The 22477-nt window shown below is 66.2% G+C and carries 25 protein-coding genes; 16 read left to right on the plus strand and 9 right to left on the minus strand.

All coding sequences use genetic code 11. The features are described 5' to 3' along the window. Positions 1–71: 71 nt before the first annotated feature. From WDN01_00475 to WDN01_00485, 3 genes are all read left to right on the plus strand, one after another. Entirely contained in the window at positions 72–659 is a 588-nt protein-coding gene (locus tag WDN01_00475) for a 2'-5' RNA ligase family protein (GenBank protein MEJ0024472.1), read from the plus strand. A 7-nt stretch (positions 660–666) separates the two neighbouring features. Next, complete coding sequence (locus WDN01_00480) at positions 667–1020, plus strand: ArsC family reductase (protein MEJ0024473.1); 354 nt, start codon at positions 667–669, stop codon at positions 1018–1020. A gap of 210 nt (positions 1021–1230) precedes the next feature. Further along, positions 1231–2670 carry a replicative DNA helicase gene (locus tag WDN01_00485; GenBank protein ID MEJ0024474.1) on the plus strand — a complete coding sequence of 480 codons (1440 nt, stop codon included), beginning with the start codon at positions 1231–1233 and terminating at the stop codon, positions 2668–2670. A gap of 36 nt (positions 2671–2706) precedes the next feature. On the opposite strand, the gene WDN01_00490 is transcribed toward WDN01_00485, so the two are convergent. Both WDN01_00490 and WDN01_00495 read right to left on the minus strand, forming a co-directional pair. Next, the gene (locus WDN01_00490) at positions 2707–3054 is read right to left on the minus strand and encodes a hypothetical protein (GenBank protein ID MEJ0024475.1); all 348 of its coding nucleotides are present in this window, start codon (positions 3052–3054) and stop codon (positions 2707–2709) included. Then, complete coding sequence (locus WDN01_00495; protein ID MEJ0024476.1) at positions 3051–3896, minus strand: CmcJ/NvfI family oxidoreductase; 846 nt, start codon at positions 3894–3896, stop codon at positions 3051–3053. Before WDN01_00495 ends, WDN01_00490 begins: the two co-directional genes overlap by 4 nt. Before the next feature lie 168 nt (positions 3897–4064). On the opposite strand from WDN01_00495, the gene WDN01_00500 reads away from it, so the two are divergent. Genes WDN01_00500 through WDN01_00510 form a run of 3 tightly spaced genes read left to right on the plus strand, consistent with a single transcriptional unit; the run spans position 4065 to position 6507 of the window. Next, positions 4065–5465, plus strand: a complete 1401-nt coding sequence (locus tag WDN01_00500) for an FAD/NAD(P)-binding protein (protein ID MEJ0024477.1) — start codon at positions 4065–4067, stop codon at positions 5463–5465. A 45-nt stretch (positions 5466–5510) separates the two neighbouring features. Continuing rightward, the gene (locus tag WDN01_00505) at positions 5511–6227 is read left to right on the plus strand and encodes an SDR family NAD(P)-dependent oxidoreductase (protein MEJ0024478.1); all 717 of its coding nucleotides are present in this window, start codon (positions 5511–5513) and stop codon (positions 6225–6227) included. A gap of 10 nt (positions 6228–6237) precedes the next feature. Then, positions 6238–6507 (plus strand): hypothetical protein, encoded by a 270-nt coding sequence (locus WDN01_00510; protein MEJ0024479.1) that lies wholly within the window; start codon positions 6238–6240, stop codon positions 6505–6507. Here the strand turns inward: WDN01_00510 and WDN01_00515 are convergent. Next, positions 6491–7531 (minus strand): alpha/beta hydrolase, encoded by a 1041-nt coding sequence (locus WDN01_00515; GenBank protein MEJ0024480.1) that lies wholly within the window; start codon positions 7529–7531, stop codon positions 6491–6493. The two genes, WDN01_00510 and WDN01_00515, sit on opposite strands and share 17 nt — an antisense overlap. Before the next feature lie 144 nt (positions 7532–7675). Here WDN01_00515 and WDN01_00520 point away from each other — a divergent pair, with 144 nt between their 5' ends. Next, positions 7676–8137 (plus strand): Rrf2 family transcriptional regulator, encoded by a 462-nt coding sequence (locus tag WDN01_00520; GenBank protein ID MEJ0024481.1) that lies wholly within the window; start codon positions 7676–7678, stop codon positions 8135–8137. Here WDN01_00520 and WDN01_00525 read toward each other — a convergent pair whose 3' ends face one another. Continuing rightward, positions 8138–8416 (minus strand): DUF2285 domain-containing protein, encoded by a 279-nt coding sequence (locus tag WDN01_00525; protein MEJ0024482.1) that lies wholly within the window; start codon positions 8414–8416, stop codon positions 8138–8140. Between the two features lie 100 nt (positions 8417–8516). Beyond that, entirely contained in the window at positions 8517–9443 is a 927-nt protein-coding gene (locus WDN01_00530) for a TauD/TfdA family dioxygenase (protein ID MEJ0024483.1), read from the minus strand. 318 nt (positions 9444–9761) lie between these two features. On the opposite strand from WDN01_00530, the gene WDN01_00535 reads away from it, so the two are divergent. Beyond that, positions 9762–9908, plus strand: a complete 147-nt coding sequence (locus WDN01_00535; GenBank protein MEJ0024484.1) for a hypothetical protein — start codon at positions 9762–9764, stop codon at positions 9906–9908. 22 nt (positions 9909–9930) lie between these two features. On the opposite strand, the gene WDN01_00540 is transcribed toward WDN01_00535, so the two are convergent. Further along, on the minus strand, positions 9931–10362 hold the full coding sequence (locus tag WDN01_00540; GenBank protein ID MEJ0024485.1) for a hypothetical protein: 432 nt from the start codon (positions 10360–10362) through the stop codon (positions 9931–9933). Positions 10363–10426: 64 nt separating this feature from the next. After that, positions 10427–12697 (minus strand): TonB-dependent receptor, encoded by a 2271-nt coding sequence (locus tag WDN01_00545; GenBank protein ID MEJ0024486.1) that lies wholly within the window; start codon positions 12695–12697, stop codon positions 10427–10429. Positions 12698–13162: 465 nt separating this feature from the next. On the opposite strand from WDN01_00545, the gene WDN01_00550 reads away from it, so the two are divergent. From WDN01_00550 to ssuD, 6 genes are all read left to right on the plus strand, one after another. Further along, positions 13163–14509 (plus strand): LLM class flavin-dependent oxidoreductase, encoded by a 1347-nt coding sequence (locus tag WDN01_00550; protein ID MEJ0024487.1) that lies wholly within the window; start codon positions 13163–13165, stop codon positions 14507–14509. After that, the gene (locus tag WDN01_00555; GenBank protein ID MEJ0024488.1) at positions 14506–14874 is read left to right on the plus strand and encodes a DOPA 4,5-dioxygenase family protein; all 369 of its coding nucleotides are present in this window, start codon (positions 14506–14508) and stop codon (positions 14872–14874) included. Before WDN01_00550 ends, WDN01_00555 begins: the two co-directional genes overlap by 4 nt. After that, positions 14864–15955, plus strand: a complete 1092-nt coding sequence (locus WDN01_00560) for a histidinol-phosphate transaminase (GenBank protein MEJ0024489.1) — start codon at positions 14864–14866, stop codon at positions 15953–15955. Before WDN01_00555 ends, WDN01_00560 begins: the two co-directional genes overlap by 11 nt. A gap of 113 nt (positions 15956–16068) precedes the next feature. Beyond that, entirely contained in the window at positions 16069–17010 is a 942-nt protein-coding gene (gene epsC / locus WDN01_00565; GenBank protein ID MEJ0024490.1) for a serine O-acetyltransferase EpsC, read from the plus strand. Further along, positions 17003–17977, plus strand: a complete 975-nt coding sequence (locus WDN01_00570) for an aliphatic sulfonate ABC transporter substrate-binding protein (GenBank protein ID MEJ0024491.1) — start codon at positions 17003–17005, stop codon at positions 17975–17977. Before epsC ends, WDN01_00570 begins: the two co-directional genes overlap by 8 nt. A gap of 25 nt (positions 17978–18002) precedes the next feature. Next, positions 18003–19127: an FMNH2-dependent alkanesulfonate monooxygenase gene (gene ssuD, locus WDN01_00575; protein MEJ0024492.1), complete on the plus strand. Its 1125-nt coding sequence runs from the start codon at positions 18003–18005 to the stop codon at positions 19125–19127. Positions 19128–19138: 11 nt separating this feature from the next. Here ssuD and WDN01_00580 read toward each other — a convergent pair whose 3' ends face one another. Beyond that, on the minus strand, positions 19139–19648 hold the full coding sequence (locus tag WDN01_00580) for a hypothetical protein (GenBank protein MEJ0024493.1): 510 nt from the start codon (positions 19646–19648) through the stop codon (positions 19139–19141). Positions 19649–19740: 92 nt separating this feature from the next. After that, positions 19741–20529, minus strand: a complete 789-nt coding sequence (locus WDN01_00585; protein MEJ0024494.1) for a glycosyltransferase family 25 protein — start codon at positions 20527–20529, stop codon at positions 19741–19743. A gap of 248 nt (positions 20530–20777) precedes the next feature. On the opposite strand from WDN01_00585, the gene WDN01_00590 reads away from it, so the two are divergent. Together WDN01_00590 and WDN01_00595 are read left to right on the plus strand one after the other, a co-directional pair. Continuing rightward, the gene (locus WDN01_00590) at positions 20778–21767 is read left to right on the plus strand and encodes a hypothetical protein (GenBank protein MEJ0024495.1); all 990 of its coding nucleotides are present in this window, start codon (positions 20778–20780) and stop codon (positions 21765–21767) included. A 26-nt stretch (positions 21768–21793) separates the two neighbouring features. Beyond that, the gene (locus tag WDN01_00595; protein MEJ0024496.1) at positions 21794–22435 is read left to right on the plus strand and encodes a hypothetical protein; all 642 of its coding nucleotides are present in this window, start codon (positions 21794–21796) and stop codon (positions 22433–22435) included. Positions 22436–22477: the final 42 nt, after the last annotated feature.

Here is a 22477-nt window from a genome sequence, read left to right on the forward strand (position 1 = left end):
GAGCAAGACCATTGCCGCCGCGCGGCCGCGAAAGCGTTGCCCGCAGCCTTCGTTCCTGATATGTTCTCATCATGTCGTATGCCTCAACCGATCCCGGGCCGGCCGCCGCCTCGCGTGGTGACATTGACCGGCTCTTCCTGGCGCTGGTGCCCGATGGCGCCATCGCGGCGCGCGTGGCGGCGCTTGCCCAAGGGTTGAAACGGGCTCACCGCTTCACCGGCCGGCCGATCAAGCCGGAGCATCTGCACGTCACCTTGTTTTCCCTCGGCGATTGGGAGGTTCTGCCGCCGTCCATCCCCGCGCGGGCAGGGGATGCTCTCGAAGATGTGCAGGCGCCGTCTTTCGTCGTCACCTTCGATCGCGCCGTCAGTTTTCGGAGCGACGGCAACTATCCCTTCGTGCTGCTGGCCGGCGAGAATCGCGCACCGCTCAAGGCAATGCGGGCTTCGCTCGGCGCGGCCCTTTCCCGTCACAAGCTCGGGCGGTTCGCGCGCGGGCCGTTCACGCCGCACATGACCTTGCTTTACGATGCGCGCGCAGCCGACGAAGCGCCCATCGCGCCGATCTCCTGGACGGCGCGGGACATCGTTCTTGTGCACAGCCTCGTCGGCCGGACCCGCCATGTGCATCTTGTGCGCCGGCCGCTGGGCGCCCAATAGAGGCGGCATGACGATCACGATCTACGGCATCAAGAACTGCGACACGATGAAGAAGGCGCGCGCCTGGCTCGACGGCCATGGCGTGGCCTACGTGTTCCACGACTACAAGACGCAGGGCATCGACCGCGCCCGTCTGGAATCCTGGAGCAAGGAACTCGGCTGGGAGGTTCTGCTCAACCGCGCCGGAACCACCTTTCGCAAACTTCCTGACTCGGAGAAGGAAGATGTCACCGAGCGCAAGGCGATCGCGCTGATGCTGGCGCAGCCGTCGATGATTAAGCGCCCGGTGCTCGATCTCGGCGGCAAGCGGCTTGTCGGCTTCAAGCCGGAAATCTATGCAAGCACATTCGCAAAGCGATGATCGAATATCGCGTTTCATGCACAGGAAAGATGGCCGCGCGTTGCGACGCTGCGGCGCATCGCGCGTTTGACGCATCACGGGCGCGGAGCCCGGGTAAATTACCTGTTCATAACGCCGCGCCGCGCTTGCCGCGACGAACTTGCATCGCTTGATTCGGTCTTTCGCGCGTTTGCCCTCGCGCGGGCGCCGGGGTCAGAAGAAAAATAAGAAATGGAACACGAAGCTTACCGTCACGTCCCTTACGACATCGAGGTCGAGCAGGCTCTGCTCGGCGCGATGCTCGTCGACAACCACGCCATCGAGCGCGTCACCTCGATCCTGAAGGCGGAGGATTTCTACGATCCGCTGCATGCGCGCATCTATGAGGTGATGCTGGCGTCGTCCGACCGCGGCGGCATGGTGCTGACGCCCCTGACATTGCACGCCGCGATGAAGGCCGACCCCGGCCTGATCGAGGTCGGCGGCCACGCCTATCTCGCCGGCCTCGCCCAGGCGGCGCCCGCGATCCCCAATGTGCGCGATTTGGCGCGCATCCTGAGCGATCTTTCCGTGCGCCGCGCCCTGATCGGCATTGGCGAGGACATCGTCAACACCGCCTATGAGGCGCCGCACGACAAGCCGCCCAAGGCGCAGATCGAGGAGGCGGAAAAGGCGCTCTACCGCGTCAGCGAAACCTCGAAATACGGCGCCGGCCCGATCGACTTCGCCGAAAGCCTGCGCCGCACGGTGGAACTGGCCGAGAAGGCGCAGGCGCGGGGTGGGCGCATCTCCGGCCTCGCGACCGGCTTCACCGATATAGACTCGCTGCTCGGCGGCTTGCAGCCGTCGGACCTTCTCATCCTCGCCGGCCGTCCGGGCATGGGCAAGACCTCGCTTGCCACCAATATGGCGTTCCATACCGCCCGCGCCTATGTGCGCGACCTCGAAAGCGGCGCCGAGGTGCCGAGCGGCGCGCCGGTGCTCTTCTTCTCCCTGGAAATGGCGGCGCAGCAGCTCTCGGCCCGTATCCTGTCGGAGCAGACCGAGATCGAGATGTGGAAGATCCGCAACGGCAAGTTCACGGAAACCGAATGGGAGCAGTTCGTGCTCGCCATGCAGGACCTCTCGACCCTGCCGCTCTACATCGACGACACCGGCGGCATCTCGGTGGCGCAGATCGCGGCGCGCGCGCGGCGCCTGAAGCGCGAGAAGAACATCGGCTGCGTCATCATCGATCACATCCAGCTCGTCGAAGGCACCGGCCGCGCCGAGAACCGGGTGCAGGAGATCACCGAGATCTCGAAATCGCTCAAGGTGCTCGCCAAGGAGCTCGACGTGCCGGTGATCGCGCTGTCGCAGCTCTCCCGCTCGGTCGACAGCCGCGACGACAAGCGTCCGGTTCTGTCGGACCTTCGCGAGTCCGGCTCGATCGAGCAGGACGCCGACGTCGTGATGTTCGTCTATCGCGAGGAGTATTACCTTAAGACCCGCGAGCCCGATCCCGGCTCGCCCGATCACGCCAAGTGGATGGAAAAGCTCGATCGCGCCACCAATCGCGCCGAAGTGCTGGTCGAGAAGCACCGCCACGGCGCGACCAACAAGATCGACCTGCATTTCGATTCCCGCTTCACGCGGTTCTCGAACCTGGCCGCGGACGACGTGCGGGCCTGACGGCCCGGCGGAACCCGCGCGCCGCCACTGTCGATCCTACCAGTCCAGATAGGAAATTTCGTTGTCGCGGACCCAGTGCGCGCGGTCGAGATGCGTGCGGACGACGTTCAGCGCCCAGGCGGGATGCTCGTCGACATCGATCCGGAATATGGCGCGCGCCATCTCGCGCTCAGACGCGCCCTCGAATTCCGCGTTCAGCAGCCAGTTATACGTGCTGAGATGCTGCTTGTCGTAATCCGTCAGCGCGTCGGCCGAGGGACAGACGTTCCACAGCCGCACCGCATTCTCCGACGCGCCTGCGATTGCATCGTCCCGCAGCGCCCGGTCGGCCTGACCCGCCTCGCATAGGGCAAGACGCTCGCCGAGATCGGCGGCGGCGCTCACGGCGTGGGTCCGAAGAACACCATCGCCCGCACCTCGATGCTTTCGCGCGGCAGCGCGGTCGGCGGCGTCGTCGGATCGTCGAACCCGGTATGCGGTGCAAAGCGCGCCGGGTTGGTGATGTCGGAATCGTATCCCTTGATCAGCACGACTTCGTCGCGCTCAAGGCGCGGGAAGTAAAACCAGCGATGCTTGGGATTGTATTGGACGGCATAGGTCTCTCCCACCTTGTCGCGATAGATGAGGTCGCTGGGGATCAGGTCTTCCCTCGCCAGGGTGCGTCCGTCGAGAACCGCGAGCGGCGTATCCTCGAGCGGCCCGCGGATCGGCCGCCAGACGTTCACCTCGATGAAGCGATAGCGCAGCCGCTCGACCGCCTCTTCCCAGGTCAGGTTCTCATGTGCCCGGCGGACGCCCGAGAACTCGGTGTAGTCGTTGTGAACCCGGCGGACCGGCTCGCGCATGCCGGCGACGCCGTCCTTGGCCTTCGGAACCGATCGGATCGTATGATCGAAGATCGCGACCTTGTCGCCGCCGGTCTCGCGCTTCAGGAGCGCCTCGATCTCGGGATAGTAGACGTTGCGCAGCTCGTCCTCGTCGTAGAAGTCCGACACGCGGCTTTCGTGGCGGCGCAGCGCGAAGCCCTGTTCGTCCAGCGACAGTTCGTCGGCGACGGCGCGGCCGTCGCGGATCAGCACGTTCTCGATGCTGTTCACCTCGCCGGAGCGCGGCGAGACGCCGGGCGGCGGCTCGAAAGTATAGTTGTACGGCTTGATGCCGGTGCGGATCTGATAGTGGAGCGTTGCCCGCACGCCGCTGAGCGAGTCGAGGTGGTGAATGTTCATCCGAGCCTCCGATATTTCCGATTGCGCACCCGCATTGGATCGTCGATACTCTACTTAGTCAATAGACTATTGCCTGCGTTCGGTGCATGGCATGGCCGCAAAATCGCGGGGCGCCTGCCACAAAAGTCGGGATGCGCCGTTGTCTGAAAAACCACAGGAGGAGCGACGGTGAATCGGCAGGATGTGGCGATTTGCGGGAACGGCGCGGCATCGGCCGCCTTGTTCCGCGCCCTGGCGCGGAACGCCCAAGGCCCATTGGCCGTCACCATCGTGGGATCAGGCCCGCACGCCGCAAAGGGCGTTGCCTATGCGACGGAAGACCCTGCGCATGTGCTCAACGTCCCGGCTGAAAAAATGTCGGCAGACGCCCAGGAACCGGACCAGTTCCTCGCTTGGCTTGCGCAGCAGCAGATTCATGTCCCCGATTGGGCCCACAGCTTCGTCCCGCGCGAATTGTACGGTCGCTATCTCGTGGACCTGGTCGAGCAGACGCGGCTGCAGTTCGGCGGGAAGATCGACTTGAACATCGTGTCGTCCGAGGTTGTCGGTCTCGGAAGACAGCAGGGCGGGTGGTGCGTCTTCCACGCCGCCGGCGTTCTTGCCGCCGACAGCGTCGTTCTCGCGACCGGTCACGGACCGCCGCAGCCGCTGCTGCAGTCGTCCGATGACGCGGTCTCGCATGCGATCGTCGACGACCCCTGGACGGCATGGTCGGGCGAACCCACGGCGCGCGTTCTCATCGTCGGCAGCGGCCTTACGGCGATCGATACCGCCTTGTCTTTGATCGGCCGGGGACATCGCGGAAAAATCGTCCTGATGTCGCGCCATGGGCGGTTGCCCCAGATCCATGTCGCGCACGGCGTGGGCGCGGCGCTTCCCGGTCCTTATCCCGTCCGGTCTTCGGTCCTTCTGCAAAGTCTGCGTTCGGCGGTGAGGAGAGGTGCACCGGCGCCGGAATGGCAGGCCTTCATCGATGCGATGCGCCCGCATTGGCCGGAGGTCTGGGCGGCCCTGGGCGAAGCGGACAAGCGTCGGGTGCTGCGCCATGGCCTTTCCGCTTTCAACACGCACCGCCACCGCGTTGCCCCCCATCAGGGCCGCCAGATGGCGGAGGCCATCGCCGATGGGCGGGTCGAAGTCCTTCGCGGCCGCCTTGTGACGCTGACGGCCCGCTGCAATTCGGTCCTGGCGCGCATCGCCACGCCGACGGGCCGGCTCGAGGCGGTGTTCGGTCGGGTGGTGAACTGCAGCGGCCCGAACTCCGATGTCGAGCGCAGCCCCGGAACACTGCTGAAAACCCTGATCGCGCGCGGCCTGGCGCGGCCGGGACCGGCCAATCTCGGCATCGGCGTGGATGACAGCAACCGTGTGCTCGATCAGGACGGCGCCGCTCAGCAAGGCTTGTTCGCCATGGGCGCGCTGACGCGCGGCGCGTGGTGGGAAACCACCGCCATGCCGGAGATCGCCCAGCAGGCCCGCCGGATCGCGCGCGCCGTGCTCGCGCAAAGGGAAGCGCCGGCGCAACGCGCGGCGGGCGTTTCCGCTGGACATACTATACTGGCACGATAGACTTTATACGACCGCGTTGACGACGGCCGGCAACAGGAGCGCATGATGACACAAAGCGTACTGGTCGTTGGCGTCGGTGCCCGGGAGGGATTGGGCGCCGCGATTGCCAAGCGGTTCGCCGCCGGCGGCTTCTCCGTGACGATCGCCGGCCGCAACGCGACGAAGCTGGCGCAGACGGCGAGGGCGCTTGGCGCCGACGTCGAAGCCCTGGTCGGCGACGCGTCCGATCCCGCCGATGTGGCGCGCTTCGTCGCCGCCGCCAACCGGCGCGCGCCCTTGGCGGTCGTCATCCACAATGCCGGCAGCAACCAGCCGGCGCCCTTCCTGAAGGTCGCGCCGGAGACGTTCGAACAGCATTGGCGCGAGCATGTGCTGGGCGGATTTCATGTCGCGCAGAAGGCGCTTCCCGTACTGCTCGGAAACGGCGGCGGTTCGCTGTTTTTCACCGGCGCATCCGGCAGCCTGCGGGGCAAGGCGAATTTCGCGCCTTTCGCGGCGGCGAAGGCCGCGCTCAGGGCATTGGCCCAGAGCATCGCGCGAGAGTTCGGACCCAGGAACATTCACGTCGGGCACATCGTCATCGACGGCGGCATAGGCGGCGAACGTCTCCTGTCGCGCCTGCCGCTACTGCGCGAGCAGCGCGGACCGGACGGCTTGCTCGACATCGACGCCATCGCCGAAACTTATTGGGTCCTGCATCATCAGCACCGCAGCGCCTGGACGCTGGAGCTCGATCTGCGGCCCTGGGCCGAGCCGTTCTGAGGCCGCCGGCATGCGCCGCTTCTATGCCGGAATCGCACGGACGCTCGCCGATGCGTTTCGCCGGCCGCCGGAGTTCGGCGTTTCATCCGATGCCGTGCCATACGGGCCGCGGGTCGGGGTCTGCGCATGCGAGTGCCGGTCGGCGGGCGGCTATCAGTGGCTGTATCCGGGGCTGATCCTGCCCATGGGCGGCTTGGGCGACGGCGGATGCGGCTGCGCCGGTCGCGGCTGCGACGTCCGCGCGCCCCTCGACGGAGCGGATGTCAGGCTTCGTCCCTGAGCGCGCAGATTCCGGGTCCTGAGGCAAACCCCTGCTTTCTGGGGCGAGCCGCCGGCAGACCGGCGATGGCCTGCGCCACACGCCGGACGGCGACATCGGCCGCCGGAAGCGCGCCGCCCAGCAGCATGAAGTCGTGGATCATGTCGGGGAAATAGAGGGTCTCGACCGGAACGCCGTTCTCCCGCAATCGTCCGGCATAAGCGGCCGCTTCGTCGCGCAGCGGATCGAACCCGGCATAGAGGACGACCGACGGCGGAAGCAGGCTGACGTCATAGGCGAACAGCGGCGAGAGGCGCCACAGGCCCGGCTTGCCGTGGCCGGCAGCATAGTTCTGGCGGTACCAGCGATGCGTCTTGTCCGTGAGCAGATAGCGGTCGCCCATGGCCTTGTGCGACGGCATGCAGGCCGACATGTCGAGACACGGATAAAGAAGAATCTGGCGATGGGGCTGATAGCCCGTCGCCTCGTTGCACTCCGCCAGACAGACCGCGGCGGCGAGATTGCCGCCCGCGCCGTCGCCGGCAAGGCCGATGCGATCGGGATCTATTCCGAGCCAGCCCTGGTTGGCATGTGCCCAGCGCAGGGCGGCGCGCGCGTCCTCGAAGGCCGCCGGAAAGGGGTGCTCGGGGGCCAGACGATAATGCACATAGATGACGATGCCGGCGGTCGCGTTCGCGAGCTGGCGGCAGAGCGGTTCGTAGATGTCGAACGTCCCGGCCGTCCAGCCGCCGCCGTGCAGAAAGAGAAGGGCGGGCATGGCCTTTCGGCCCGTGCTGCCGGCCGGACGGATGACGCTCACCGCCGGCCCGTCGCCGCCGCGGGGATGGACATGAAAGACGCTGTCGACCGCCACGCGATCGGCCAGAAACGGCTTGCGGCACGCCTCGTAGCGCCGCCGAAACTCCTCGATATCGTCGAAAGGCTGCGGTGCGCGGCACGCGAGCTGCGCGATCACGTCGAGGGCCGCCGATGCCGGCTGGCCGGCATGCGCTTCCCAAACCAGACGCGGTTCCGCAGACGGCACAGGAATCGCGGGCGCGCTCCGCGTCCAACCGGCGTCCTGCCTCATTTCGGCCTCCGAATAGTCTAGTACATCGATATACTAACCGGTCTCGTCGTATTGCGATAGGGCCGTCGGCTGGCTATACAGGGCGCAGCTGGGGATCAAATGCTGTCAAACAAAGCCAAATACGCGTTCAAGGCGATGTTCGCGCTGGCGCGCCTTGCGCCGGGCGAGCTGTTGCAGTCGTGGGGCATTGCGACGCAGGAAAACATCTCGAAGAAGTTTCTCGATCTCATCCTTTTGGAATTGCGGGGTCAGGGCCTGATCCGAACCGTGCGGGGCCAGCACGGCGGCTATGCGCTGGCCAAGCCGCCGAGCGAGATCACGCTTGGCGAGATCGTCCGGATCATCGATGGCCCGCTGGCGCCGATCGCCTGCGCGAGCGTCACGGCCTATCGCCGCTGCAAGGACTGCAAGGACGAGGCGAATTGCCTGGTCCGCCAGAGCATGCGTCGCGTGCGGGACGCGGCGTCCGACATTCTGGACCACACCACGCTGGCGAGCGCCCTGTTGATGGAGAAGGCCCGAAAGACGCCACAGAAGCAGAAGCGCCGCACCGCCGCCTGACTACCAATCCAGCATCGGAAACAAGGTGTCGGCGATCCAGTGCGCGCGCTGCAGATGCGATCGCACGACGCGCTGCATGCGATCGCGGTTCGCGCGCGGATCGATGCGGAAGATCTCCTGCGCGAGCTCCGCTTCCGAGGCGCCTTCCGATTCGTCGTGCAGCAGGCGCGCATAGATCGCGATATGGCGCCGGTCGTAATCCGAGAGCGCGTCGCTCCAGGGGCAGGGCCCCCAAAGCCGGATCGCCGCCACAGGGCTTTCGCCGGCTTCGGCAGGCATGCCCGCTTGCAGCATTCGAGAGGCGGTTCCGGACATCGTCGTCAATCCCGAAAACAGCCGGGCGTTCGCCGCCGGCCGACTAGAAACAACGCATCGCCCGCTATTCGGCCGCGATCTTGAGGTCGGGAGCGCGCACCTCCTTGCGGCGCGTGACGCTCGATCTGCCGTCCACACTGACCGGCACGTCGCCGTCGATGGTGACGCGGTGCAGTTCGCGCGCTTCGGTGAAGTCGCCGATGCCGTAATGCTGGGTGGCGCGGTTGTCCCAGATGGCGACGTCGCCGAGCGCCCAATGCCAGCGCACCGTGTTCTCCAGCCGCGTGATGTGGTCCTGGAAGATGGCGATGAGACGCGCGGAATCGTCCCTGTTCAGCCCGACGATCTTCTGCGCGAAATTGCCCAGTACCAGCGTGCGCTCGCCGGTCTCCGGATGGACGCGGACGAGCGGATGCTCCGTTTCGTAGATCGTGGAGGCGAAGACGTTGGTGTGACGCTTCAGGCGATCCGCCGTCGCGTCGGGGCGCGTGGCGGCGTAGTCGAAGGCGTTCGTGTGCAGCGCCCAAAGCTTGTCCGCAAGCTCGCGCAGCGGCACCGGCAGGTGCTCATAGGCGGCGGCGGTGTTGGCCCACACCGTGTCGCCGCCCTTGGGCGGCAGATGGACGGCGCGCAGGATCGATGCCAAGGGATAGGCGTCCACGAAGGTCACGTCGGTGTGCCACTGATTGGCCGCGTAGCTGCCGTCCGAGATGATGTTGAGGGCGACTTCGGTCCCCTCGATCTTCGGGACGGTCGGATGCGGTACCAGATTGCCCAGCAGCTTGCCGAAGGCCTCTTGATCCGCATCGGTCAGGTGATGCTGGTCGCGAAAAAAGATGACCTTGTGCGTGAAAAGCGCCTGGCGGATGGCCGCCACGGTCCCGGCGTCGAGATCGCCGCCGAGCCTGATGCCGGATATCTCGGCGCCGATCCGCCCGGCGACGGGCCGATGCTTCAGTTCGGTGTCCTTGATCTTCTCATGCAAACCCATGTCGGTCTCCTGGTTGACGGTATCGAGGAAAGGTTCGGCCGGGTCGGGACAGTCCGCACGCCCCCCGCCTTCGGTGTGGCGATGTTCGTCGAGCGGATCAGGATGGCCGAGACGTCGCCGGCCGCCCCCGCGAACAGGATGGCAGGCGTCGACAGCGCGGCATGCGAATTGCTCCCCATCCTTTTCACGCCGCCGTACCCACCGCGTCTCTCCGATCTTACCATATATACTCTATCATTCAACTAGACTATATTGCCTTTTCGGCTGCGCGGCGATATTGTTGGTCATGAGCGCCGCGGCCGTCGTCAGGGGAGATTCATGCGCAAATTCAGCACGTCCGATCTGATCGGCTATGCGGTGTTCGCGGCGCTGTTCCTGGCCGTGGCGGGGTTGCGCCCGGCACACGCCGTCGATCCGGGCGCGCAGATGAAGCCCGGATCCATCGTGGTGCGCCTGCCGAGATAGGCGCCGCGACCGGCCGCCCGCGTCAATCGTCCGCGGCGTGCGGATCGATCTCCCGGATGGGCAGGTCCCAGTGGTTCAGGGTCAGTTCCCATCGCCTCTGCTCATCGCGTTCCAGTGTCGTCCGATCGGGGAAGAGCTGGCGCTCGACCTCCCGTTCGTGCGTCGTGGCGGCATAGTCCGGATATGTGATCACGATGCGATAGTCCCAGCGCGAATCCTCGCTCGTGTGAAGGCCGGGTCGATCCACGGTATAGGCCGTGACATATCCGAGCTGCTTCTCGCGATCGAGAATGGCGATCTGGTATTTCTGGAATATCTTCCACCATTCGCTCTGGTGGCCGTATTGAATCCGGTAAACCCACTCCACCTGATATGACGTGCCGGCCCCGGCATGGCTTGCGCCCGTGAGCGCCAACAGGGCGACACAGGCGGCCGATAGCGTTCTGCGATACATGGATGACCTGCCTTCCGATACGGAGTGAACGGCGGCGACCGCGCTCGCCATCGCCGCCTCGTTCCTATTCCACATGCGCGTCGAAGGTGACGCCGAACGTCCTTGGGTCGCCCAGCACGCCGACGACCGGGGTGATGGCAGACGCGCCGCCGATGCCGATCAGATAGCGCTGATCGGCCAGATTCTTCGACCAGAAGCGCAGTGCGTATTTGCCGTCGCTCGTCCGCACGCCGATGCCGAAATTGGTCAGCCCATAGGCGTCCTGATAGGCATAGGGCGAGACCGGATTGTACAGCGACGTCTTGGAACGGAAGGTCTGGTTCAGGTAGGTGAAACCGGTGAAATCGCCGTCCAGCGGCACCTCATAGTTCACGTTGAGCTGCGCATTCCACTTCGGCGCGCCCGGAAGCTGATAGCCGGACAGGTTCACCGACTTGGTGACGTTGGTCAGCTCGATCGGCGCCGGCGCGTCGTCGTAGGAAACGAACGTCGCGTCGTTATAGGCGCCGCTGAGCGAGATCGTCAGATTGTCGAGCGGCTGGTAGGTGGTCTCCAGTTCGACGCCGCGCTGGCGCACGCTGGCCGCATTGGTCAGGAAGATCTTCGTCGTCGGACCCGTCGTGACCGCCGCCGATGCCTGATAGTCCGAAATGTCGTTCCAGTAGAGGTCGAGATTGGCGATCAGCCGTCCGTCCAGCCAGGTCGTCTTCACGCCGGCTTCGTAGTCGGTGGCCCTCTCCGGCTTGATGATGACGGGGATGCCGGGCGCGGCGGTCGTGTTGATGCCGCCCGATTTCTCGCCATGGCTCACGGAAAAATAGGCGAAGATGTTCTCGTCGATCTTGTAGGACGGATTGATCAGCCAGGAGACGGAGCCGAAATCCTTCTGCTGGGCGACGGAGAACGGTCCGCCGAAGCTGGCGATCACCGCATTGCGCGTGGCAAGCGCCACGCCGGTGAGCGGCGCGCCGCCGAACGACGTGGCGACGTCGGAACCGGCCTTGTGCTCCCAGGTGTAGCGCAGGCCGCCGGTGATTGTCGCGGCGTCGGTGACGTGCCAGGTGCCTTGCGCGAATCCGGCATAGCTGTCCGTCGTGGCACGGCCGAACTGGTCGTATTCCACGCCGTTCAGGAGCGCCGGCGGGGCGGCCGGGTTGCCCAGAAGGAACGCCGAGGCATCCGAGAAAAAGATGTCGCGATTGTTGCTGAGCACGCGCTCGTGCAACAGGTAGGCGCCGCCCTGGTATTCGAAGGTCTGGCCCGTGGGCGAGGCGACGCGCAATTCCTGCGAATATTGCGACACGTCCACGTCATAGCCGCCGCGGAAGATCGGGAAGGGCGACAGATCCGAGTCGTTGTAGGGCCGGAAGCGCAGGCTGCGGAACGCCGTGATCGACGTGATCGTGTGGTCGGCGACGGTCCAGTCCGCCTGATTGGAGATGCCGTTGACCGAGGAGTGGGTGATACCCTGGGTATCGAGGTTGGCGCCCTTGGTCAGGTCGAAAATCGGCGTGTAGCCGAAGACGCCCTGCAAAAGCTTCGACCAGCCCACCCGCGGCGCGCCATTGGCAAAGTTCGGGTCGGTGATGGCGGGATAGTAATTGTTGATCTCATCGGTCTGGTTGTGCTCGATGATCAGCCGATCGCGGAAGTCGCTCGTGGGCGTGAACAGCAATTGGCCGCGCACCGACCAGCGGTCGGTATCGAGCAGGTGGTCGTCGTTGAAATTGTTCTTGATCCAGCCATTGCCCTTGTCGCCCGATACCGTCAGGCGGAAGGCGAGTTCGTCATCGATGATCGGCGCCGTCACATTGGCGCGAATCTGCTCCCGGTCGTGGTTGCCGTAACTGACTTCGAAATTCGCTTCCGGCGTGAAGCTCGGTTCCTGGGTCGTGATCACGACGGCCCCGATGGTGGTGTTCTTGCCGAGCAGCGTGCCCTGCGGGCCGCGGAGAATCTCGACGTGATCGAGATCGACGAAATCGAACCAGCTGAAGCCGACATGGGTGAACACGACGTTGTCCACGATCAGGCCGACGCCCGATTCGACGCCGTCGAAATTGGCGTTGCCGCCCAGACCGCGGATCGAGAATTGCGACACGCGGGTGTTCTGCTGCACGGCTGAGAAATTCGGGACCTTGTCGGCGTAGTCGGCGATACGGTCCGCGTGTTCGAGCTTCAGGTTGTCGCCGGCGATGAGGGAAATCGGAAGCGGGACGTCCTGGTTGTTTTCCGCGCGGTGCCGCCCGGTCACGACGATGGTTTCGACGCTTTCGATCGCGGCGGTTCCGCCCCCATCGGCATCCGCGGCGTGCGTCCTGGACGCGAGGAGCACGGCACTGCCCGCCAGCAACGCCAATCGGATGGACGAGGATTTTGCTCCGGCGCGCGTCGCGCCGGCCGAATGAAATGAAGACACGTAAATACCCCTGCTCTAGCTGCTGCAACGCCACGCACTTATGTTGATAGTCTATCAACAAACTATAGTATGAATAGGGACCCGGGGTCGGGCGGTCAATAGGATTGTTCCCGCCGATCCGCACGTGGAAGCGAAGGGACGCGGCAATGGCGGAGGTTGGAGCGGGCGAACGCCCGCATCGTTTGGAGCCGTCGCCGATATACTATATTTTGCGAGTAAACTTAGAGTGCGTCATGGCTCGCAGCGTCTTTCCTCGTCCCCGACCGTTGCCGGCGCGAAACGGACCGACGGACTTTTCTTCGGCGCGGGCGACACTACTTCTAGACTTGCGCGTCCGCATACAGGCCGCATCGCGCCCAGCAGGATGAAGGAACGTCTCCCATGAGCAGCACACGGCAACTGAAACTCGGCGCCTTCATGCGTCCCGTCGGAATCCATACCGCCTGGTGGCTTTATCCGGGCGCCTATCCGGACGGCAATTTCAACCTGAAGCATCTGGTGCGGTTCGCGCAGAAGTTGGAGCAGGGGAAATTCGACGCCTTCTTCATGGCCGATCACCTGGCGGTGCTGAACATGCCGATGTCGGCGCTCAAGCGCAGCGCGACGGTCACCTCGTTCGATCCGCTGACCCTGCTGCCCGCGCTGGCGATGGTGACGGAGCGCATCGGCCTCGTCGCCACAGCGTCGACGACCTACAACGAGCCCTATCACGTCGCGCGCAAGTTCGCCTCGCTCGATCACATCAGCGGCGGCCGCGCGGGATGGAATCTCGTCACCTCCGGCAATCCGACGGAAGCGTGGAATTTCGGACGGGACGAGCATTGGGAGCACGACACCCGCTATCGCCGGGCACGCGAGTTCTTCGACGTCGTGACCGGGCTGTGGGACAGCTGGGCGGACGACGCCTTCATCCGCGACACGAAGAACGCTGTCTATTTCGATCCCGACAAGCTGCACGTCCTCGACCACAACGGCGAATTCCTGAAAGTGCGCGGCCCGCTCAACGTCGCCCGGCCGGTCCAGGGCTGGCCCGTGATCGTGCAGGCCGGCGCATCGGAGGCCGGCAAGCAGATCGCCGCCGAGACCGCCGAGGTCATCTTCGCCGCGGGCGGGCGGCTGGCCGACGCGCAGCGCTTCTACGCGGACGTGAAAGGCCGGCTCGACAAACTCGGCCGGCCGCGCGACCACCTGAAGGTTCTGCCCGGCGCGCTGGTCGTGGTCGGCGACTCGGATGCGGAGGCGCGCCGCAAGCATGAGCTTCTGGACAGCCTCGTTCATGCCGACAGCGGGTTGCCGAACCTGTCGATGCGGCTGGGCACGGACGTCTCCGGCTTCGACCTCGACGGGCCGCTGCCGTCGGACCTTCCCGAGACCAACGCCAGCCAGAGCGGCCGCCAGGCGCTGATCGACCGCGCCCGGCGGGAGAATCTCACCATCCGCCAGTTGGCGAAGATCGTGGGCGCCTATGGCGGGCTTGCCTTCGTCGGCACGGCGAAGACAATCGCCGACAAGATGGAAGAGTGGCTCTTCAGCGACGCCTGCGACGGGTTCAACATCATGTTCCCCACCGTGCCGCAAGGTTTGGACGAGTTCGTCGATCAGGTCGTGCCGGAGCTCCAGCGCCGCGGCATCTTCCGGCGCGAATATGAGGGCACCACGCTGCGCGAGAATCTGGGCCTGCCCCGGCCGGAGAACCGCTTCTTCGCCAAGACGGCCGTGCCGGCGTGACACGATCCTCGGACCCCGAGACGCAGATCATCGAGGGCTTCCACGCCCATGTCTACTACACGCCGCAGACCAAGCCGATCGCCGCCCGGCTGCGCGAGGCGATGGGCGATCATTTCACCGTGACGCTCGGCCGCTGGCATGACGTACTGGTCGGACCGCACACCGAGCCGATGTATCAGGTCGCCTTCGCGCGCGAGGAATTCCCCAGGCTCGTGCCCTGGCTGATGCTGAACCGCGAGGGCTTGAGCATCCTCGTGCATCCGCTGACGGGCGACGACTACGAGGATCACGCGACCCACAGCCTGTGGCTCGGACCGCCGCTGCCGCTCAACCTCGATGTGCTGAGGGCAGGGCATGACGCCTGACGGCGTGACGCGGCGTGCATGGCTCGGCGCCGCCGCGGCCGGCAGCGTCGTGCTCTCCACCGCGAGCGAAGCGGCATCGATGGTTCCCGCGCGTCTGTCGCTGAACGAGAATCCATTCGGCCCCTCGCCGCTGGCCCGCCGCGCGATCCTGGAGCAACTGGACCAGGCCGATCGCTATGTCGGCGGCGAGGCGCGCGCCCTGGAAGAGCAGATCGCGGCCGTCGAAGGCGTCTCCGCCGATCAGATCGTCCTGGGCGAAATCCTCGACGCGCTGGGTCTGCAACTCGCGTTGGACGGCGGCCCCGGCGGCGAGTTCGTCTATTCCGAGCCCGGCTATACCGCGCTGGTCGATGCGGTGGCGCCCGGCGGCGGCGTGGTCGTCGGCGTGCCGCTGAACGACCGGCTGGAGAACGATCTTCCCGCAATCGCGGCGCATATCACGGCGCGGACGCGCGGGGTCTATCTCGTCAATCCGCACAATCCGAGCGGCACGGTCAGCGAGACTGCCCCGTTCGAGGCCTTCCTGCGCGCGGCCGCCGCGAAGACGACGGTCATCGTGGACGAGGCCTATCTCGAATTCGAACCGGACTTCGCGGATCGCACGGCCGTCGCGCTGACGCGGGAGGGCGCGAACGTCGTCGTCTTCCGCACCTTCGCGAAGGTGTACGGCCTGGCGGGCTTGTCCATCGGCTATGCCGTGGCGCCGAAACCGCTCGCGGCCTCGCTGAAGGCGAAAGGGCTCGGCGCGCCGCACGAACTCAACCGCCTCGCGCTGGCAGCGGCCTCGGCAAGCCTGCGCGATTCCGGCTACGTCCCGGCCGTGCGCGCCAAGGTGATCGCCGAGCGCCAGGAATGGAACGCGCTGCTCGACGGCCTCGGCATCCGCCGCAGCGACTCGCGGGGCAATTTCGTCTTCTTCGAAACGGGCCGGCCCCATGAGCCGTTCGCCGCCGCCCTGCTGGCGGAGGGCATCGAGATCGCGCGGGCCTTCCCGCCGCTCGACCGCTGGGCCCGCATCTCCATCGGATTGCCGGACGAGAACGCGCGCGCCCGCGCCGCCGTGCGCAAGCTGCTGGCCTGAGGCCGGCTGGACAACTCTATCAATCTGATAGAATATCAGGAGATACTGCAGAGGGCCGGGCCGCGGCCGGCAATGCCGGTCGTGGACATCACGTCATGAGAGAGTCTTCAAGAGTGTCGGTTCGCGACGAGCCTCCCAGATCGTTCGACGACGCGCCGGACGCGAACGGCCCGACGGACACGCTGAATCTGGACACCGTCGTCGCCGAACTGCGCCGGTCGCGCGAGGTCACGCACAACATCCGCGAGGGCGGGATTGCCCGGCGGCTTCCCTCCAGCGCGGCCATCGCCGAGATCGTCGAAGGGCTGTCCGCCGCGCTCTTCCCCACCCATTACGGCCAGCCGGAGCTGAGCGGCGAGCGCATCGACGGATTCGTCCGCGGCATGCTGCAGGACATGCTGGCGGCGCTGGAGGAACAGATCCGCCGCGCCCAGCCGCCCGCCGGCGACGCGGCGGAACGCGAAGCGGCCGACCGCGTCGCGCGCGACATCGTGGCCGCCTTCGCGGCGCGGCTTCCGGCGATTCGCGCGCTGCTCGTCGGCGACCTGCAGGCGGCGTATGAAGGCGATCCCGCCGCGACGACGGTGACCGAGATCCTGCTCGGCTATCCCGGCATGGTGGCCGTCATCCACTACCGGCTGGCGCGCGCCCTGCATCTGCTCGGCGCGACGCTGATCGCGCGGTTGATCTCCAACGTCGCCCATTCCCGCACCGGCATCGACATCCATCCGGGCGCCGAGATCGGCGCGAGCTTCTTCATCGATCACGGCACCGGCGTGGTGATCGGCGAAACGGCCGTCATCGGCGACCGCGTGCGGCTCTACCAGGCCGTGACGCTGGGCGCCAAGCGCTTTCCCGTCGACCGCGACGGCATCCTGGTGAAGGGCATTGCGCGCCATCCGATCGTCGAGGACGACGTCGTGATCTATGCCGGCGCCACGATCCTCGGGCGCATCACCATCGGCCGCGGCTCGACCATCGGCGGCAATGTCTGGCTGACGCAAAGCGTGCCGCCGGGCAGCAACATCACTCAGGCGCAGACGCGCGATGTTTGAGAACCCGTCCCGTCGCGGCCTGCTGCAGGGCGGCGCGGCTCTCGCATTGCTGGCCGCGCCGCTTGCCGGCTGCGGCCCGAATGCCGGCGTGCAGGCCGATACCGTGCGCATCGGCTATCAGAAGGATGGCGTGCTCGTCATCACCAAGCAGCAGAAGCGCCTTGAACCGCGGCTCGCGGCGGCCGGCATCAAGACCGTCGAATGGGCGCAATTTCCCTCCGGTCCGCCGCTGCTGGAGGCGCTGGCCGCCGGCGGCGTGGATTTCGGCGCGACCGGCGACACGCCGCCGATCTTCGCCCAGGCCTCGGGCACGGACCTCGTTTATACCGCCGCCGTTCCCACGCGGGGCCGGAGCTCGGCGATTCTCGTACCGGCCGACTCGAAAATCTCCCGCATCGCGGAGTTGAAGGGCGCCAGGATCGCCTTCACGCGCGGCTCCAGCGCCCACTATTTCGCCATTTCGGCGTTGCACGCCGCGGGGCTCACGCTGTCCGACGTGACGCCGGTCTATCTCGCGCCTTCCGACGCCAGGGCGGCCTTCGTGCGCGGCAGCCTGGACGCCTGGTTCATCTGGGATCCTTACTATGCCGATGCGGAACGCAAAGCCGGCGCGCGCGTCCTGTCGAACGCCGAGCCTTTTGTCCACAGCGCCTCGTTCTTCCTGGCGGCACGGGCGTTTGCCGAGCAGAACGCCGGTGTGGTTCGCGCCGTCCTCGACGAGCTACGGGCGGTTGGGCAGTGGATCGCCACGAACCGGGACGCCGCGAGCGCGCTCGTGTCGAGCACCAGCGGTCTCGATCTGGCGCTTGTGCAAACGAGCTTCGCGCGGGCGGATTTCGGGATCGTTCCGCTCGACGCCGGCATTGTCGCCCGCCAGCAGGCCGTCGCGGACGATTTCGCGCGCCTCGGCATCATTCCGCGGCGCGTGAAGATCGCCGATGCGGTGGCGCCGCTCGACTGGAAATGAATCGTATATCGAAGGTGAAAATCCCATGGCTCCCAAATTGAACTTCTTCTGGTTCCTGCCGAGCGCCGGCGACGGCAGCTATCTCGGTTCCGACGAACTGCGCCGGCCGGCGGATTTCGGCTATATGCGCGACATCGCGCTCGCGGCCGACCGGCTGGGCTATGGCGGCGTGCTGCTGCCGACCGGCCATGGCTGCTTCGACGGCTGGACGCTGTCGTCGGCGCTGGCGCCGATGACCGAGCGGCTCAAATTCCTCGTGGCGCTGCGGCCGGGCATCCAGACGCCGGCTCTCGCCGCAAGGCAGGCGGCCGCGCTGGACCAGATTTCCGATGGCCGCTTGCTGCTCAATGTGGTGACCGGCGGCAACCCGACCGAGCTCGCCTATGACGGCCTATTCCTCGGTCACGACGAGCGCTACGAGCAGACCGCCGAATTCCTGACGCTGTGGCGGCGCATCATGGAAGGCGCGCCGATCGATTTCCAAGGCAAGCACCTCTCGGCCAAGGGCGGCACGCCGCTCGTCTTCCCGCCGGTGCAGAAGCCCTATCCGCCGATCTATTTCGGCGGCTCGTCGCCCGCCGGCGTCGCCGTCGCGGCCGAGCACGCCGATCTCTATCTCACCTGGGGCGAGCCGCCCGCCCAGGTCGCGGAGAAATTCAAGGAGGTGCGCGAGGCCGCGGCGCGCGTCGGCCGCAAGGTCCGCTTCGGCATCCGTTTGCATTTTGTCGTGCGGGAGACCGAGGCGGAAGCCTGGGACGCGGCCAACCGCCTCATCAGCCGGCTGACGCCCGAGATCATCGCGGCGGCGCAGGCCCGCATCGCCAAGCGCGTCGAGCAGTCGGAAGGCCAGCGCCGCATGGTCGAGCTGCATGGCGGCAAGACCGACAAGCTGGAGATCAGTCCCAATCTGTGGGCCGGCATCGGGCTGGTGCGCGAAGGCGCGGCCACGGCGCTCGTGGGCGATCCGAAGACCGTTGCCGAACGCCTGCGCGAATATCAGGCGCTCGGCGTCGATACCGTCATCGGATCGGCCTATCCGCATCTTGAAGAGGCCTATCGGGTCGCGGAGCTGCTGTTTCCGGCTCTCGGTCTGGGAGCCGGCGCCGCCACCGTATTCTCGAACGTCGAGAGGGCCCGCTCCGCGGGCTGAGGGTGTCGCGCCTAGCGTCGCGCGTGCGGGTCGTTGTCCGGACAGTCGGCGTCGTAGCCGTGCCATGGATGCAGCCGGGCGCGGTCGCCGGCCGCCGTCTCGTGGTGAGCCGCGTCGTCGCCGCCGCCATAGGCGCGGCCATAGCCGTCGACCCAGCCGCCGCCGTGCACCGCGCCGCCGCCATCATAAGCGCCGCCTCCGGCATAGGTGTGACCGCCGGTGATGTAGGAATGGCTGTCGCTGCGATAATCGTAGGTTGCGACCGAAATTTCGGAATACTCGCGCCGCCAGGCGTAGCCGTGCACGCCGTCATAGGCGTAACGGCGCCGGTGCCAGCGATGGCGATGGGTCGGCGGCGGCGCATAGTCGGGTTCGCCGGCGGTCGGCGCAGGCGGCGTCGCGACGGGCGGCGGCGTGCAGTTGCAGCCGACCTTCGCGTCTTTCGGCGTGCCGGTATTGACGTCGCAACCGGCGACCGTGAACACGGCCAGGGTCGCGGCCGCGGCCAGAAAAATCCGCATGACAGCATCCTCAACGGCGCGGGCAAACGCTCTTGTTCACCGCGATTATGCAGGAGGAGCCGTGCCGATGGCGCGCAAATCGCGTGATTGGGTTAACGCACGGCCTCGACGCGGACGAAATCGGCTTCGCGCCGCGCCAGGCTGGCGAGCTGGCTCGGCAGCAGGCGCAGATCGTAATAGGCCCGCACCATCTCGCGCTTGACGAGACGCCAGCTGAAGTCGCGCTGGCCGGCCCGCCATTCGTCGATGTCGGTCTGGCCGCCGATGTCCTCGGACTGCCGCGCGATCGCGGGCGTCAATTGATACGGGCGCAGGCGTTCCGTCAGCGGCGAATTGTTCGGATTGAACAGCATATGGTCGACCGGCAGGGTCCAGGGTTCCTGCCAGGCCAGCAATTGTGCGGCGACCGCGCGCGAGAGGATGTAGGCCGCGGCGCCGGTATGGCGAGACCTGAGCCGGCCGATCAATCGGCCGCCGCCCGCGTCCACGACATCGTCGAGCAGCACGCGCTGGTTCTGGGGGCCATAGCGCTCGATCTTCAACAGTCCGACGCCCTTCGGGATCCAGGAGGCATCGCTCAGCAAGGGTGCGGCGTCGCCGTCGATCGCGACGTCGTCCTCGAGGATCAGGCCGTGGCTGTCGCCGGTGGAGAGGAACATGCTCCAGGCGCGCATATGGCTGAGCGTGCAGCATTTGTCGCCTTTGGGAATGGGACCGAGCGGGCCGTCGCTCGCGAAGTTCCGGTCGGCGACGGCGTCCGGCATGTTCCGCGCGTCGATCGCGGCAACGAACTGGGCCGGTATCGCGAGGTCCGACAACTGCTTGGACATCTTGAGCAAACGGTCGGGACGGCGCGCCAGATTTATCAGATATGCTTGCATGAAATTGCGATACCTCTGACCCCGATTAGCAGAAGTCTCTTGTACGGTTCGGGTTCCTCAACCCTTCACGCGGATTTCGACATTTTGTATGTCGGCTTAATGTTGCGACAACTCGCGACAAAAACCTTTTCGGAATCGCATAGGGTTAGGGGAATTGGCGCGTCAAAAGGCACCGGCATACCTTTCCGGCCGGCCGGAATTGCAACCGTTCGCGAATCGCCTCTCTCACTCTCGACCCTGAAGACCGCATGCGCGTGACACGAACCATCACTTCTGCCGACATAAAGACGGCCCGCCGCACCGACCGCATCGCCATCTCGACTCCGGGCGACTTCCTGACATCCGTCGTCCGCCCGTTCGACGGCGCCGAAGGATTGTTTCCCTATTGCCTGGATTTTTTCCGGCGACGTTCGGTCTATGTCGGCGGCGTCGACGCCGAGGGTGCCCAGTCGGCGCCATTCTACTATCTGTACCTGCGCCGCAACGCGACGCGCGTGGTGTCGGTGCCCTGGGAGGCGGGGGCGCTCATGCCCGGCGCTCCGCGCGCGCCGATCTTCCTGTTCTCGCCGGGCCGCTGCGGCTCGACCTTGCTGAGCCGGCTGCTGTCCGGGGGCGGGGTCGCCAATGTGTCGGAGCCGGACTTCTACACCCAGGCGACCACGGCCGCCTGCGCGAGTCCGCTCAATCCGTTTCGCCGGACGGTCGCGGCGGCGGCGGCGGCGATGGGCGCCGATCTCGCCGCAACGCTCGATCCGGCGCAGCCGCCGGTGGTGAAACTGCGCGCCGAATCCTGCCGCGCGCCCGATCTGCTCATGCGTCCGCAAGAACGCCGTACGATCTTCATGACGCGCGGCTTCGAGGCCTGGGCGCGTTCCAACGGCCGTGCCTTCCGCAACGGGGCGCGAAAATCGGTGCGCAAATACCTGACCGCCATGTCGGGTTACGCATGGCTGAAGCGCAACGGCCTATGTCATGTCGTTCGCTACGAGCGGCTGCTGGCGGATCCGCTTGCCGAAGCCGCGTCGCTCGCGCGGTTTCTCAGCCGCGACATCTCGGCCGAAGCGGTTGCGGCAATAATGAAAGAAGATTCACAAGAAGGTACGCCGTTGCAGCGCGGCGCGCGGCCCGATCTTCCGGGATGGGAACGCCGGTTCGATGAGACTATGGCGCTGTGGAATTCTGCTAAAGTGCGGCGCGCGCGCGAAGCCCTTGGCGCCGAAGACCTTTGCACCGGCTGAAGGGCCGGATTTGAGCAGGAATTGCTGTGGCGGACAGTTCGGTCGATTCTGACGCGTTCGCCGGAATCCAGGCCGCGCATCCGCTCGCCGCCACGCCCGAGGACAAGCAGCGCAACCTCCGCCGCTCCATCGCCGGCAGCGCCGTCCTTCTGGTTCATGTCCTCGCCCTCCTGATCGTGGCCTACAGCGTCCACACGCCCATCGTGGAGCGCATCCGCGAGACCATCCCGGAAGCGATCCTGTGGGTCCCCGTGGCGGAACCCTTTCATCGGCCGAAAAAGGTCGAGCCGCCGGCGCCGGTCGAAACCTTCCCGTTCGTCACCGCCCCGATCACCTTGCCCCCGGAACCGAAGAAGGCCTTGCCGCCGCCGCCGACCGGCGGGCTGGAAGGCATCGGCCGCTCGCTCGCCTGCGGCGCCTCGAGCTATGAGAACCTGTCGGCCGCCCAGCGCGAGACCTGTCTTCGCCGCCCCTGGGCTTTCATCAAGCGCCCGGACGGAACGATCGTGCTCGACGTGCCGAAGGAAAAGCCGCCGCCGGCCTTCACCGCCGCCGATGTCACCCGGCATCAGATGGAAACTGCGCCGCCCTGTCCCTTGCTGGCGAATGTGCCCTGCTTGAGCAAAATCCTGCCGAATCACGACCCGGTCACCGGCGGCGGGCAATAGCCGGCCGCCTGCGGCGCGCCCGCCTTTGACGCCGCCCCGCCC

This window comes from Rhizomicrobium sp. (assembly GCA_037200985.1).
GTDB lineage: Bacteria > Pseudomonadota > Alphaproteobacteria > Micropepsales > Micropepsaceae > Rhizomicrobium.